Annotated in this window: 10 protein-coding genes and 1 pseudogene; 6 read left to right on the top strand and 5 right to left on the bottom strand. The window is 70.0% G+C overall.

The genetic code is table 11. The annotated features are described in order from the left end of the window. Positions 1–75: 75 nt before the first annotated feature. A complete protein-coding gene (locus tag ACWDUZ_RS27600; protein ID WP_451634508.1) occupies positions 76–687 on the bottom strand; it encodes a TetR/AcrR family transcriptional regulator in 612 nt (203 codons plus the stop codon). A gap of 157 nt (positions 688–844) precedes the next feature. On the opposite strand from ACWDUZ_RS27600, the gene ACWDUZ_RS27595 reads away from it, so the two are divergent. From ACWDUZ_RS27595 to ACWDUZ_RS27570, 6 genes and pseudogenes are all read left to right on the top strand, one after another. Beyond that, on the top strand, positions 845–1432 hold the full coding sequence (locus ACWDUZ_RS27595; protein WP_451634507.1) for an ester cyclase: 588 nt from the start codon (positions 845–847) through the stop codon (positions 1430–1432). An 80-nt stretch (positions 1433–1512) separates the two neighbouring features. After that, positions 1513–2454 (top strand): LysR family transcriptional regulator, encoded by a 942-nt coding sequence (locus ACWDUZ_RS27590; protein ID WP_451634506.1) that lies wholly within the window; start codon positions 1513–1515, stop codon positions 2452–2454. 130 nt (positions 2455–2584) lie between these two features. Next, a complete protein-coding gene (locus ACWDUZ_RS27585) occupies positions 2585–3298 on the top strand; it encodes an SDR family NAD(P)-dependent oxidoreductase (RefSeq protein WP_451634505.1) in 714 nt (237 codons plus the stop codon). A 32-nt stretch (positions 3299–3330) separates the two neighbouring features. Next, positions 3331–3660, top strand: coding sequence for a nuclear transport factor 2 family protein (locus tag ACWDUZ_RS27580; RefSeq protein ID WP_451634504.1), 330 nt, complete (start codon positions 3331–3333; stop codon positions 3658–3660). 27 nt (positions 3661–3687) lie between these two features. Beyond that, positions 3688–4509 (top strand): annotated as a pseudogene (locus ACWDUZ_RS27575) (IS5 family transposase). Between the two features lie 170 nt (positions 4510–4679). After that, positions 4680–6335, top strand: a complete 1656-nt coding sequence (locus ACWDUZ_RS27570) for an N-6 DNA methylase (RefSeq protein WP_451634503.1) — start codon at positions 4680–4682, stop codon at positions 6333–6335. 22 nt (positions 6336–6357) lie between these two features. Here ACWDUZ_RS27570 and ACWDUZ_RS27565 read toward each other — a convergent pair whose 3' ends face one another. The 4 genes from ACWDUZ_RS27565 to ACWDUZ_RS27550 all read right to left on the bottom strand — a co-directional run bounded on the left by ACWDUZ_RS27565 (position 6358) and on the right by ACWDUZ_RS27550 (position 13772). Then, on the bottom strand, positions 6358–8493 hold the full coding sequence (locus ACWDUZ_RS27565; protein WP_451634502.1) for a UvrD-helicase domain-containing protein: 2136 nt from the start codon (positions 8491–8493) through the stop codon (positions 6358–6360). 36 nt (positions 8494–8529) lie between these two features. Beyond that, positions 8530–9783 carry an McrC family protein gene (locus ACWDUZ_RS27560; protein WP_451634501.1) on the bottom strand — a complete coding sequence of 418 codons (1254 nt, stop codon included), beginning with the start codon at positions 9781–9783 and terminating at the stop codon, positions 8530–8532. Then, the gene (locus ACWDUZ_RS27555; RefSeq protein ID WP_451634500.1) at positions 9780–11594 is read right to left on the bottom strand and encodes a DUF4357 domain-containing protein; all 1815 of its coding nucleotides are present in this window, start codon (positions 11592–11594) and stop codon (positions 9780–9782) included. Before ACWDUZ_RS27555 ends, ACWDUZ_RS27560 begins: the two co-directional genes overlap by 4 nt. Positions 11595–11672: 78 nt before the next feature. After that, the gene (locus tag ACWDUZ_RS27550; protein WP_451634499.1) at positions 11673–13772 is read right to left on the bottom strand and encodes a GmrSD restriction endonuclease domain-containing protein; all 2100 of its coding nucleotides are present in this window, start codon (positions 13770–13772) and stop codon (positions 11673–11675) included. Positions 13773–13866: the final 94 nt, after the last annotated feature.

The raw sequence follows: 13866 nt of genomic DNA, 5'->3' as shown, positions 1-13866 counted from the left end.
GACGGTGCCGACACCCGCCCGCCGCCGGACGGACGACGTGTCGCCCCCTGTCCCGCCGCCACCCCGAAGGCGGTGTCAGCGCAGTGCGGCGACCGCCGTGCGACACAGGGCGTCCTCCGCGCGGTCCCAGGACCAGCCGCTCTCGACCACCAGGGTGTGCCAGCCGGTGGGGCCGAACCAGTGCCAGAGCAGATCCGCCGTCTCCTCGACCGGGTAGGACGGGGGTGGAGTCAGGCTGTGCAGATGGCGGGCGGTCGTGCGCAGCGCGTCGCGGTAGTCCGCGGTCGCGCGCTCCCACAGGGCCTCGCCGTCCTCGTGGACGGGCACCGCCTTCCGGATCGCCTCGTGCACGGTGAACTGACTCTCGTTGCCCGTCCGCGTGCCATGAGCCAACGCTCGCAGTACCGACTCCGGCGTCCGCTCCGCGAGCAGCGCTCGCATCGCGGACTCGTGACCCGAGGCGTCCACACCCTGGTCGACGATCCGGTTCAGGATGTCGCTCTTGCTCCCGACGCTGGCGAAGACGGTCTTGGAGGCCACGCCCGCCGCCGCTGCGATGTCGGCGACGGTCACCCGTCCGTAGCCGCGCTCGGCGAACAGTTCCGTGGCCCGGCGCAGGATCAGCTCGCGCGTGTGTGCGGCGGCCTGTTCCCGCAGGGGGGAGACGTAGGAGCGCTTGGACGACATGATCACGATTCTATCGCCAGGAATTCATTAGGTGTGCTGTAACCTCAATACGGTGCGCGGTCGAACCCGGACACGGATGCGCGGCCATGCCGCCGGTCCCGCGGCCGCCGCCCCCGCGTGATCCTTACGACCACAGCCCACGAGAGGCAGCCGCATCATGGGAATGGACCCCACGGAACTGGCCCACGGACTCTTCCGGGTCCTCGAGACAGGTGACGCGGCACTCGCCGCCGACGTGGTGCACGAGGACTTCCGCAACCGCGAGGCGACCGTGGCGCCCCCGGCCTGTGCCCTGCCCGGCCCGGCCGGCGTACTCGCCTCGAGCGCGTGGATGCGCTCCGCGTTCAGTGACCTGCGCTTCCCGGTGCTCGGCACCGCTCGCGACGACGACCAGGTCTGGGTGCGGCTGCGCATGCGGGGCCGCCACACGGGCCCCTTCGTCCGCTACCGCGACGGCGCACTCGATCAGGCCATACCCCCCACCGGGCGTGACATCGACTTCGAGCAGATCCATGTACTCGGCCTCCGGGACGGCAAGGTGGTGAGCCACGAGGCCGTACGCGACGACATCACCATGCTCGGCCAACTCGGCGTCTTTCCGCCGGTCCCGGCCACGGCACTGCGCATGATGGCCTGGCGTATCACCGGGCGAGCCGCACGCGCCGCCACCCGTGTCACGGCCGATGCCGCCGATGCCGCCGAGGCGGCCGCACTGCCGCACGACATACCGGCGGAGAGCCGCTGAGTGCTGCGCTCCCGGGGCCGCGCTGACGGGACGACCGGTCGCCTCGCCGCCAAGAGGCGCGGCCTCCCAGCGCGCGTAGCATGGCGCGCGTGGAACTGCGCCAGCTGCGGTATTTCGTCGCCGTCGCCGAGGAGCTGAACTTCGGCCGGGCCGCCGAGCGGCTGCTCATCGCGGGCCCCTCGCTCTCCCAGCAGATCAAGGCGCTCGAACGGGACCTGGGCGTCCGGCTGTTCGACCGTGACAGCCGCTCGGTCTCCCTCACGCCGGCCGGCGCCGCACTGCTACCGCGCACCCGTGACCTGCTGGAGCGGGCCGACGACCTGAGGCACCAGGCCGGCCGACTGTCGGGCTCGGAGTCGGTGCGGCTCGGTTACGTCAACTGGCTTCCACCGGACCTGACTTCGCGGACAGCCGGGGTGGTCCAGGTGCACCTGGACGCCTGGGTCGCCCCCTCGCACACCCAGGCCATGCGGGTCGCCGACGGCAGCCTCGACCTCGCCGTCTGCTGGGTGCGCGCCGAGGACCTCGAGCGGCTCGGGCTGCGGGCACGGCTGATCGGCGCCGACCGCCTCTACGCCGTAGCGAAGGGGGGCGACACCGGCGGCCCGTCGCAGGATGTGGCGGCCCGGGACACCGACGTGCTGATGGACGACGACATCACCTCCTGGGCGTCCTGGAACGTGTACGCCGAGGAACTGACGCAGGCCACCGGGGCCCGCGCGGTGCACATCTCCGACGGGGCGATCACCGGTCCCGCCTTCTTCGACCACGTCCGCCGCTGCACCCGCCCCGTCCTCAACTCGCCCAAGGGACAGACCGCGGCGCTCCCGCCCGACCTGGTCCGCCGCGAGATCGTCGCGCCGAAGGTCTACTGGACCTGGTCCCTGGTCTGGCGTGAGAGCGAGGACCGTCCCGGAGTCCTCGCCGCCGTCGACGCCCTGTGCGACGGCGTCGGTGACCTCGGGATCCATGCCCCGGAGACCTGGCTGCCCGCCGGCGATCCGTACGCGATCCGGGGCTGACGTGCGCCGGGAGGTTGTGCCTCCCGGGCGCTAGGAAGCCGGTCCTTCCCGTGCCGAACGGCCCCGGCCTACGGTGAAGCAGTCGACCGGTCGGCTAGTGATTCGGTCATCCCCTTCCGAAAAGGTCAGCATGAGCACACAGCACCAGAAGGTCGCGATCATCTCCGGCGCCTCGCAGGGCATCGGCGCCGCCCTCGTCCAGGGCTACCGCAAGCTCGGCTACGGCATCGTCGCCACCTCGCGCACCATCGCCCCCGCCGCCGACGCCGACGTCCTGACCGTTCAGGGCGACATCGCCGACCCGGCGACCGCCGAGCGGGCCGTCACCGCGGCACTCGAGCGGTTCGGGCGCATCGACACCGTGGTCAACAACGCGGGCATCTTCGTCGCCAAGCCCTTCACCGAGTACACGGCCGAGGACTACGCCACCGTGACCGGCATCAACGTCGCCGGCTTCTTCCACCTCACCCAGCAGGCCCTCCCGCACCTCCTCGCCCAGGGCGGCGGGCACATCGTGAGCGTCACCACCAGCCTGGTGGACAGCCCGGACGCCCGGGTCCCCTCCGTCCTCGCCTCGCTGACCAAGGGCGGCCTGCAGTCCGCGACCAAGTCCCTGGCGATCGAGTACGCCACCCGAGGCATCCGCGTCAACGCCGTGTCGCCCGGCACCATCAAGACCCCCATGCACCCCGAGGAGACCCACGAGTACCTCGCCGCCCTGCACCCGGTCGGACGGATGGGCGAGGTGAGCGACATCGTCGACGGAGTGCTCTTCCTGGAGACGGCGCCGTTCGTCACCGGCGAGATCCTGCACGTCGACGGCGGCATGAGCGCAGGGCACTGACCGCACACCGAGTCCTGGCCCAAGGAGTGGACATGACCGCCACGACCGACGACGCGGAGATCCTGAGCGGAGTGCTCGACCGGTGGAAGGCCGCGGTCGACGCGCACCGGCCCGACCGCGTCGCCGCCCTCTTCACCGAGGACGCCGTCTTCCAGGGGCTGCACCCCTACAGCGTCGGACGCCAGGGCGTCGCCGGCTACTACGACTCCCAGCCCCCCGGCATGAAGGCGGCGTACCGGATCCTCGAGACCCGGCGGCACACCGACGACCTCCTTCTCGGCTACCTCGCCGCCGAGTTCTCGTTCACCGACCGGCCCCCGCTGGACGTGAAACTCTCCGTCCTGGGGCCTGTCGTCGAATGATCTTGAGCAGTGGATCATGGTCGGCTGATGCGTCACCATGAACTGTCCGATGTCGAATGGGAGTTCGTCCGGCCGTTGCTGCCCGTGTCGTCGCGTGGGCGCAAGCGGCTGGACGACCGCAGGGTCCTCAACGGGATCGTGTGGAAGTTCCGTACAGGCACGGCCTGGCGGGACGTGCCCGAGTGGTACGGGCCGTAGGCCGCGCTGTACACGCGTTTTCGCCGGTGGGCGGTGGACGGCACGTTCGAGCGGATGCTCCGCGCCGCCCAGGTCCGGGCGGACGCCGCCGGGGACATCGACTGGCTGGTGTCGGAACTCCACGATCGTCCGCGCCCACCAGCATGCCGCCGTCGCCCGAGAAGGGGGTCCGCAACCCGGCGCCCGGACGCTTCCGAGGCGGCCTGACCAGCAAGATTCACCTGGCCTGCGACGGCGCCGGCCGCCCGCTCGCCTTCACCGTCACGGGCGGCAAGACCAACGACTGCACCCAGTTCATCGCCGTGATGGAGGCGATCCGGGTGCCCAGGACAGGTCCGGGACGGCCCCGGGCGCGGCCCCCTCGCACGTCCTGGGCGACAAAGGCTACAGCTCCAGGGCGATCCGAAGCTGGCTGCGTCGGCGCGGGATCAGCCACACCATTCCCGAGCGAGCCGACCAGGTGTGCAACCGGTTGAACCGTGGCAGCCATGGTGGACGGCCCCCGGCCTTCGATCGCGATGCCTACATGCGGCGCAACGTGGTGGAACGGTGCTTCAACAAGCTGAAGCAGTGGTGCGGAATCGCCACCGGTCCGACAAGACCACCGAGTCCTACCAAGCAGCAGTCACCCTCGCAGCCCTGCTGATGTAGCCGTGACATTTGACGACAGCGCCTAGCAGGAGAAACCTTGCTGGCCAGGGCAGGAGCATTGTATCGGGCCTCAGAACAGCTGAATACACGCGATAGGCTCAAGGGAGCCGTGTACAATGTCAATAGAAGATTCCCTGCAGCGCGAATTGTGGTCCGTGTACGCTGGGGATATGACGGACAATGCCGCTTCATCGGTCGGCCCTCTTATTACCGGTTCCGAGATCGCTCGGTTGGCGGGGGTCACCCGGGCCGCTGTCTCCAACTGGCGTCGGCGCTACGACGACTTCCCGGCGCCGGCGGGGGGCGCAGCGAACAGTCCGCTCTACGCGCTCGCCGAGATCCAGGCGTGGCTGGACAAGCATCGCAAAGGCCAGGAGGTGTCACCCGAGGTCGAACTGTGGCAGGCGATGCGGGCTGCGTACGGAGAGCAGATGGTCACGGGACTTGCCGGGGTGGCCGGGACGCTGGCCGGAGAGCATGAGCTGGGGCTGCCGGACGACATCGCCATCCGTGTGCGGAGGCTCGCCGTGACCGAAGGGTCTGTGGACCTCCTGAACGGGCTGACGGAACGTTTCATGGATTCCGCCCGGCGTGCGGGATCGGACCAGGTGACCTCCGAACGCGTGGTCCGTGCCGTGCGTCACTTCGCTCCTGAACTACCGAGCACTGCCACGGTTTTCGATCCCGCATGCGGGATCGGAGTGCTCCTCCTGTCCGTTGCGGCCCAAGCGGAAGCGCGCTGCTGCGGTCAGGAGGCAGACGCTGACAGCGCTCGCTTCGCGCAACTCCGCGCCGAGTTCCTGGGGCGATCGAGTGTGCGCATCGTGGCAGGTGATTCCCTGCGCGCGGACAAGTGGCCGGATCTCAAGGCGGACCTGGTCGTCTGCGACCCCCCTGCCGGCGTGACCGATTGGGGCCGGGAGGAACTGCTGCTCGACTCCCGCTGGGAACTGGGCACCCCCTCCAAAGCCGAGGGCGAGCTCGCCTGGCTCCAGCACGCCTACGCACACACGGCGCCCGGCGGCAGGGTCCTCATGGTCATGCCCGCCTCGGTGGCCTACCGCAAGGCGGGCCGGCGCATCAGGGCCGAACTCGTCCGCAGGGGCATCGTGTGTCAGGTGGTCGCCCTCCCACCGGGTACGGCGACCTCCCACGCCCTGCCGGTTCACCTGTGGTGTCTGCGGCGTCCCGCGAACACGAACGCCGGTGACGGCAACCGAACGGTGCGCATGGTCGATCTGACCGACAACGACCCCGACGCGGGTCTGGAGCCGCGTCCCGACCAAGTCGCGGACGTCCCACTGATCGAGCTCATGGACGACACGGTCGACCTGACACCCGGCAGACACATGAGGGCGCTCCACCGCGACTACCCCGGTGAGTACGCCGCCCTGCGGGAGGAACTGGCGGAGGAACTCGGCCGGCTCGCCGCCCTTCTGCCCCAGCTCGGCCCCGGCGACGGACCGGGTGCACTGGACGTCGCCACGACCAGCGTCGCGGAACTCGCCCGCGTGGGTCTGGTCGCGTACGACGGCACGGAACCGGTCTCGACCAGTGACCAGCTCGACACGGACTATCTGCAAGGCTTCCTGCGCAGTTCCGTCAATGCACGCAGATCCACCAGCGCCAGCGGAACCTATCGTCTGGACGGCAAGGGCTCACGCGTTCCTCGCATGGGCATCGACGACCAGCGCCGCTATGGATCGGCCTTCCGGGCCCTGTCCGAGTTCGAGGAGAGAATCCGCAAGGTCGACGAGCTGAGCCGTCGGCTCGCGGACATCGCCCGCGAGGGGCTGGCGACCGGGGCCCTGACACCGGAGAAGTGAGGCCAGGGCGCCGGCCGGGGCGTCACGCGACGTGCTCAAGGAACGGGCTCGCGGCGCCGCTCCACGTCACACTCAGCGCCTCCCGGGCACGCGTGCATGCCACGAAAAGAAGACACCGCTCCCGGAGCAGATCGGCTTCATGCTGCTGGGCGTCCGCCTCGCGCGGGGTGATCTCTCGAGCGAACGGGACTGCTCCCTCGCCCACACCGAGCACGGACACCGCCCGGAACTCCAGCCCCTTCATCGCGTGCATCGTCGCCAGCCGCACCCCCTCGGCGTTCTGCGCGGTATGGCCCTTGACCCGGAGCACCGGTATACCGGCGGCCTTCAGCTTCTCCTCCGCGGCGTCCAGGGAGAGGTTGAAGCGTGCGCACACACCGATCTCGTGCGGGGCCAGGCCGTCGTCCAGCAGCTCCCGCACTCGGTCCACCAGGGCCTCCGTCTCTTCCTGGCGGGTGGCGTAGCCCAGCGCCTGGGGGTGGCCCCCGTGCAGCAAAGAACGGTATCCGGCGAGCGAGTCCGTGCCCTCGCCCTCCAGCGCGTCGACCGTGACGGGCGCCAGGAGCCGCGCCGACCAGGCGAGGATCTCCTCGGTCGACCGGTAGTTGACGCGCAGGCGGAAGCTGCGGCCGGCCGTGGCGATGCCCAGGGAGCCCAGTGATACCCGGGAATCGTAGATTCGTTGGTGCGGATCGCCGGTGATGAAGAGATCGTCGGGACCCGGGGCCACGGCGGCACGCAGCACACGCCACTGCGCGGGGTGCAGATCCTGCGCCTCGTCGACCACGACATGGGCGTACGGAGCGGACCCCTCGGCGAGGAGATCAGCGGCGCGTACGCAGATGCCGAGGTGCGTGGTCTCATCGCGGTCCCGCAGCAACTGCTCAAAACGCTCGACGCCGCTCCACACCTCCCGGCGGCGCGCCGGCCCGAGACCGGTGCCGCGTCCCCGACGGCTCGCGCCGAGGTAGGCGTCCAGATCGCGGAGGTCCTGGCCGAGGACGACGTGACGGTACTCCTGCGCCAGGAACCGGGCGGTGAACGCCAGGTCGAGCTGCTTGACGACCTTCTCCCACAGCTGCCGTTGGTTCCGGTCCCCGACCGGTATGGGTGCGTTAGCCGACCGTGCCCGCACCACACCGTTGGCGAAGGCGTCCACGGTGGTCACGTCGACCCGCGCCAGCAGCTTCTCGTCCTCGTCGAGCAGCAGGCCGAGCATGTCGCGCAGGCCGGCGGCGAGCGCGTTCGTGTACGTGGTGAGCAGGATGCGGCTGTCATCGGAGCGGCCCAGCAGGTGCTTGACACGGTGCAGGGCCGCCACCGTCTTGCCCGTTCCGGGGCCGCCGGTGACCTGGACGGGGCCCCCGAACGAGGTGCGGTAGGCGACGCGACGCTGCGAGGGGTGGAGGAAGACCCGCCAGGCCGCGAACGGCTTGTCCAGGGCCTCCTCCAGCTCCTGCGGGCCCGTGACCAGGCGGATACGCGCGGGAGTGTTGGCGATCACCGTGGCTAGGTCCTCGACCGGCTCGGCGGGCGCGTCGGCGGGCCGGCGGACGGCCACGACGTCCCGGTACACGTCTTCCGGGGAGAAGCCTTCGGCGAGGTACTGCAGCACCTCCAGCTGGTCCTCCGGCAGGAGCGTGGAGAACGCCTCCAGCTGGGCCTTGTTCGCCAGGGAGCGCGCGGCGCGCAGCACCTGGTCGTCGATGCCGAGTTCGCGCAGCGTGCCGTCGGAAAGGTGCTCGAAGAGCAGCCGGGGAGCGGTGCGGGCCGCGGTCTCGTACACCGGGGTCAGCTCGTCGAGGGCGACGGCGTTGCGCACCTCCAGGGCCCGGGTCGCCGAGTTCGCGCTGTAGAGGCGCTTCGCCGCCCAGGTGTAGGCGTCGTCGTGCGGCAGCACGTTGACGAGGAGGAAGACGTCGCTGCCATCGTCCGGAGCCAGGACGACACCGCGCCAGAAGTCCGTGACGCGGATGGTGCGCATGCGTTTGTCACGGGCGTTCTCGACGGACTCCAGGTGCAGTCCCTTGTCGGCGTTGAGTTCGGCGGCGCTCATGGCCTGGAACTTCGCCATGGCCTTGCGCACTCCTGCTCTGACGGGCTTCTCCAGGGACTCGTAGCCGTCCCAGAAACTCTGGGCGAAGGCGAGCTGGGGCATACGGTGTCTTCCTTTCCGTCGGGCCGGTGGTCGTGATCACGTGGGGGAGCAGGCACGGGTCAGGAGGGCGGCGATGTCGCGCAGGGTCGACAGGAGCTGCCGCGGTTCACGGGCGAGGTCGACGCTGTGCCGGTACAGCCGCAGTCCGCCTCCGTCCGCCCCGGCCGCGGTACCGCGCACCTCATGGAAGCGCGTGGGCTCCCGCCCGGCCGCGTAGACCAGGTGTGCCTCGCGCAGGCCGAGCACCGTGGCGTACGCCAGGGCCTGGTACAGGTCGGCGTTGAGACGGCCGTCGGCCTTCTCCACCTTGTACTTGGCATCGACGACTGCGACCGGTGTCCGGCCGTCGCGGGTGCGCACCACGAGGTCGGGACGGATCCGCACGAGGCCGGCGGTGTCCAGGTGGTGGGGGTCCTGCGGACGAGGAGCCAGTCCCCGCTCCTTCAGCGCCGCGCTCAGCGCGACGGTGACGAAGTCCTCGAACAACTGGTTCATGTCGAAGAGGAAGCCGTCCGCGGTGAGTGGATCCGCCCCCGGCGGCTGGTGCTCCGGCGAGGAGCCGCGCAGTACGGCCTCGCAGAGCCGCAAGGCAGGCTGGTAGCGGGAGTTGAGACGGGAGGGCTGCCAGCGGGGCAGCTCCTGCCCCCGGACAAGCGGCAGCGCGTCGGCGAGACGGACCCGCTGGTGCGCCAGCCGCCGCCGCACGGGCCCGGGAACGCCGGGCAACCGCAGCAGCCGCTCGACGGCGCCCCGCAGGATGCGGTTCTCGGCGGTGTCAGCGGTGTAGGCGTCGTACGCGATCTCCACGGGGGGCGTGCGGCCGAGGTGCCGCCGGATCTGGTCGGCCTCGCGTAGCCGCCCGCGCACCACCGACGAGGACTCCTCCACCTCCCGGTAGCCCTGCAAAACCCCCTGCCGCAGCGCCGCGTCGACCCGTCGCTCCACGGCGTGGGCGAGCGCGGGCACCACGTCGTCGTACGCGCCGGTGTCCACGGTTCCCTCCCGGTCGTCGCGCCAGGCCCGATCCGGGTCGAGGCTGAACCCGAGCAGGAAGAAGATCCGGCTCACCGGGGTCTTGGGCATGATGCGTACGACCGGGCCGCCAGGCGTGCGGAGCGCGCCGACCCGGCTCCCCGCCCGCAGCAACCAGTGACCGTCCCGAGCCGGGTCCGGTGTGACACTCTGTAGTACGCCGGAGGCGGCGAGGGCCCGGCCGGCCGAGGCGCCGAGCGGCACGGAGACGGCGGGACCGTACTCGCGCAGCACCACGTCCGGCAGGGGAGCGGTCATGCCCACCGCTCGCGCAGCGAGTCGAGGCCGTACCGGGCGGCGACGTTGATGCCCTCGCCGTAGTGATGCTCTTCGAGCAACGGAAGGATCTTCGTGCGCCAGGTCCGTTCGAGGCCGCCGTCGCGGTACACGCCCGGCTTCATCAGGTACGAGGGGCCGATCGCGAAGTCCGCGTCGTCGATCCGGGAGTTGAGGGCGTCGAGAAGGCGGGCCGGCTCGGCGTCCCGGCCTTCCCGTTCGAGCCAGCGTCCGAGAAGCCCGGCGGTCGGCTCGGTGCGCGGGGACAGCTCCACGAAGGCGAAGCGGCGCCGCATGGCCGCGTCGACCAGCGCGATCGACCGGTCGGCGGTGTTCATCGTGCCGATCACGAAGAGGTTGGGCGGCAACGGGAAGTCGTCCCCGGAGTAGGTGAGCCGCACGGACCGGTCCCGGTACTCCAGCAGGAAGTACAGCTCGCCGAACACCTTGGCCAGGTTGGCGCGGTTGATCTCGTCGATGATGAGGAAGTGCGGGACGTGCCGGTTGCCCTCGCGGGAGGCGAGGTCGGCGAGCTCCCGCAGCGGGCCGGCGGTCAGCCGGAACGCTACTTCCCGCGTCTCCGGATCCTCGACCGGCCGGAACCCCTCGAAGAAGTCCTCGTAGGCATACGACGGATGGAACTGCACGATCTTGACCTGTTCCGGGCCACCGCCGAAGTACTCGGCCAGCTTCATCGCGAGGTAGGTCTTGCCCGTGCCCGGCGGACCGTAGAACACCAGCTGCTTCTCGTCGAGCAGGAGCTCGCGCAGCTCCTCCAGCCACGCCCGGTCGTGGACCAGGAGCTCGTCGGCGAGTGTGTCGCTGATCTCGGGCAGGGTCAGCTCCTTCGGCGTGAGTCGCTCTAGGCTCTCCGCGACCTCGGCCTCGTCAGTACCGGCCGCCTCACCGTCCAGCCCGTCCAGAGCGTCCAGGACGCCGGTCAGATCGACCACGTCGTGCTGCACGGACAGCTTCTGCCGCAGTTCTCCCGGCAGTTCGTCGTACGCGTGACCGGCCGTCCGCCAGGCGACCGTCCGGCGCAGGTTGGACAGCCCGCCGGGCGACGTGGTCTGCACGGCGTCCCCGGTGATCCGGCCGAGGTACAGCCGGTCGTCGTCGTAGGTCGCCACGGTGTCCCCGACGCGCATCTGCGTCAGAAACGCGTGCAACTCGTCCACCAGGCCCTGCTTCTGGTGGTACGAGGCCGCCCCTTCGTAACCCTCCTCGACGAAGCGGCGCAGCGCGCTCTTGGTCGGGTCGGACTCCTCCAGCGGAGGCAGGTGCGCGCCCGACAGCGACACGAAGCCCTCCTTCAGCCACAGTTGCCGCACCAGGTTGTGACCCGAGACGTTCGAACCGCGCACCAGCCACGCCTTGAGCGGCGGCCGCCAGCCGGTGGACAGGTAGTCGGAGAGCGGATGGCCCTCGTCGGTGCGCCAGGACTCCGGACCGGAGGCGTCGTAGCCGTACACCAGCGCGGCGGCCGCCGACGAGGAGTTGCACTCGATGTCCCGGGTCACCATCCAGCGCGCGAGGGCGTCCTGGGACCGGCCGGGGACGGCCGGGGCGTCCACGAGCGCGCCGTCCGCGCGGAGTTCCGTCCGGAAACGGCGCGCGTGGCGGCCGAGCCCCGGCCTCTCGTCGGCGGTCACGAGGGACCCCTCCCGCAGCAGGAACTTGTTCGTCCCGTTGCCGCCGAACGGCGTCAGCAGATACCCGCGTGCCTCGGCGCCGTCCTGCGGCAGCTTGATGCGGAAGTCGGGTGCGCCGGGAAGACGGTCGGGCTGGGGCATGGGATGACCTTCCGGAAGGGCGGGCCTGTGCGGAACAGGCTACGCGTTGACGCCGTCAACGTGTTCGGGTGAGTGAGCTCAGTTCTCCTCGGACAGTGCCGCGCGCAGGTCGGCCAGCGTCACCTGGCCCTCAGGAGTGTCGGCCAGCCAGAAGGTCCAGCCGTTGGTCCCCGCTCCCACCGCGTTGGCGGCTCCGGACGGGGTGTCGTGGATCTGCTCGTCGATCCGGATGCGGCCCTGCTCGTCGACGACGGCTACCTGCTCGCGCTCCTCCCACGCGGGGGTCAGCACGGTCCCCGCGCTGATCAGGCCGGCGTCCAGGAGTTCCGACAGCTTGATCCGGCGGGAGGGAATCCTGCCCGCCGTGCGCTGCTCGGGCACGACCGACGGAGGGCTGTAGACGGGGCGGTAGGAGTCGCTCTCCAGCTGTCCGAAGGCGTCGCGGACGACCTGCGCCATCAGAGCACGACGGGCGGTGAGGAAGGTGTCGTAGTCCATCGACGGCCAGTCGTCCGGCAGCGCGTGCAGATAGCGCTGACGGGCCAGGACGTCGGCGGGCAGCCCCTTGGCGGTCAGTTGCGCGGGCCAGTACTGCGACGGCGCCTGGTCGGAGATGGTGATGTTGTCGCTCCACTCCAGCAGCGCCATGTTGGCGATCTGGTTGATGCGCGTGCTCGTCGTGATCCTGAGCGAGTTCTGCAGGTACTTCCGGGGGAAGAGGTGGTGACGCTCGACGCCCTTGCGCGCGAGGATGGCCGGGTCGAGCCGGGTGCGGACCTTGACGTCGGACAGCAGGACGTCCGCGTCCAGGATGTTGAGGGCCGCGATGTACGCGAGCAGGGCGGGGGACTTTGCGGCGGAGCTGTTCAGCGTGTTGGGCAGGGTGATGGACCAGAAGTCCGAGGTGAGGGTCTCCCGGACGACCCGGTCGAGGGTCGTGGTGTAACCGTCCGCATCGCCGTGGGGGACGTCCCGCAGCAGGGCGAGATCATGCTCCATCTGGGACTCCACCGACCCGGTGTAACGGCCGGTGAGCTGGGCCATGAAGAACCAGCGCGCGATGACGGACCGGAGCCGGTCGAGAGGGACGTCGTAACGGACGCGACCGATCAGCCAGAGCGCGTAGCTGTACAGCAGGGCGTTCTGGCTGGAGATCATCTTCTCGCCGCGGAAGCCGGCGCGTTCCAGGCAGAGGAAGAACTCGTGCCAGTGCTGGATGTCGAGCACGTGCTGTTGTGCCTGCTGGAGCTGTCCGAAGCGTGCCTCGCGCTGCTCGGAGGACAGTTTCCCCGAGGCGTCCCGTCCGCGCAGGGTCGCGTACACCTGCTTGAGCACGGCGGAGTCCAGGCCGACGGCCGCGACCACACGCAGCAGCTGGGGAGGCTTGGGCTTGATGTACCAGTTGAAGGGTGACGCACCGTGGAGCGCGGGAGTACGAGACTGCCGGCAGAACTCCTCCAGGGCGCGGCGTCCCTCCTCCCAGAACACGGAGGTGAGCGTCAGGATGAAGTCGGCCTGGTCGAGCTTCACGCCTTCACTGTTGATGCGGACGAAGATCTCCGCGACCTGTTCCTCGTCGATGTCGGCCGAGAGCACCACCCCCTTGAACGGGTAGCTCTCCAGGTCGTGCAGACGGTCGAGGGCGTCCTGGATGCGGTCCTCCTCGGCCTCGGTGAGGGGACGCTTGTCGTTGAGGCGGGCGAGGAAGTCACGGATGACCTTGCGGCGTCCTGTGGCGGTGTCCCACAGCAGGCTGATGTCCGGGAGGTACTCGGGGTCCCTCTCGATGGCCGCGTCCGTGACGGCGAAGGTGTCGTCCGAGGGGCGGAAGGCGAGCCGGACGCGCGTGGTGCGGTAGTCCTCCCGCACCACGGGCGTACCGGTCATGACGGCGAAGAGCGAGGTGAGGCGCTGCTGGCCGTCGACGATCAGCCGGCGAGCCGCCTCCTGCTTGGACCCTTCGCCGATCTGCCGTGCGCCGGGCTCGATTCCGGTCTCCCAGAAGAGCAGGTAACCGACCGGGAAGCCCTTGTACATCGAGTCGAACAGCTCCCGCGCCTTGGCCGGCTGCCACACGTAGGGCCGTTGCAGGTCGGGGAGGGCGATCTCGCCGCGACGGATGTCGGTGATCAGATCGGCTACCTGGTGGGTCGTGTCCTTGAACAGCACGGTGGCCATCGGCCGGGTCTCCTCGGGAAGTATGGATGGAACTGGCGGACCAGGGGATCAGCCGGTCATGGTGAGCAACGCGGCGGTCGCAGTTCCGGTACGT

It is taken from the genome of Streptomyces sp. NPDC003393, from assembly GCF_053589015.1.
Note: the sequence above shows the minus strand (reverse complement) of the source record. Positions and strands in the feature narration are given on the sequence as shown.

What these genes read in the sequence shown, in the direction of transcription:
- ACWDUZ_RS27600 (WP_451634508.1), bottom strand. Translation starts at nt 687, where the DNA reads ATGTCGTCCAAGCGCTCCTACGTCTCCCCCCTGCGGGAACAGGCCGCC.
- ACWDUZ_RS27595 (WP_451634507.1), top strand. Translation starts at nt 845, where the DNA reads ATGGGAATGGACCCCACGGAACTGGCCCACGGACTCTTCCGGGTCCTC.
- ACWDUZ_RS27590 (WP_451634506.1), top strand. Translation starts at nt 1,513, where the DNA reads ATGGCGCGCGTGGAACTGCGCCAGCTGCGGTATTTCGTCGCCGTCGCC.
- ACWDUZ_RS27585 (WP_451634505.1), top strand. Translation starts at nt 2,585, where the DNA reads ATGAGCACACAGCACCAGAAGGTCGCGATCATCTCCGGCGCCTCGCAG.
- ACWDUZ_RS27580 (WP_451634504.1), top strand. Translation starts at nt 3,331, where the DNA reads ATGACCGCCACGACCGACGACGCGGAGATCCTGAGCGGAGTGCTCGAC.
- ACWDUZ_RS27570 (WP_451634503.1), top strand. Translation starts at nt 4,680, where the DNA reads ATGACGGACAATGCCGCTTCATCGGTCGGCCCTCTTATTACCGGTTCC.
- ACWDUZ_RS27565 (WP_451634502.1), bottom strand. Translation starts at nt 8,493, where the DNA reads ATGCCCCAGCTCGCCTTCGCCCAGAGTTTCTGGGACGGCTACGAGTCC.
- ACWDUZ_RS27560 (WP_451634501.1), bottom strand. Translation starts at nt 9,783, where the DNA reads ATGACCGCTCCCCTGCCGGACGTGGTGCTGCGCGAGTACGGTCCCGCC.
- ACWDUZ_RS27555 (WP_451634500.1), bottom strand. Translation starts at nt 11,594, where the DNA reads ATGCCCCAGCCCGACCGTCTTCCCGGCGCACCCGACTTCCGCATCAAG.
- ACWDUZ_RS27550 (WP_451634499.1), bottom strand. Translation starts at nt 13,772, where the DNA reads ATGGCCACCGTGCTGTTCAAGGACACGACCCACCAGGTAGCCGATCTG.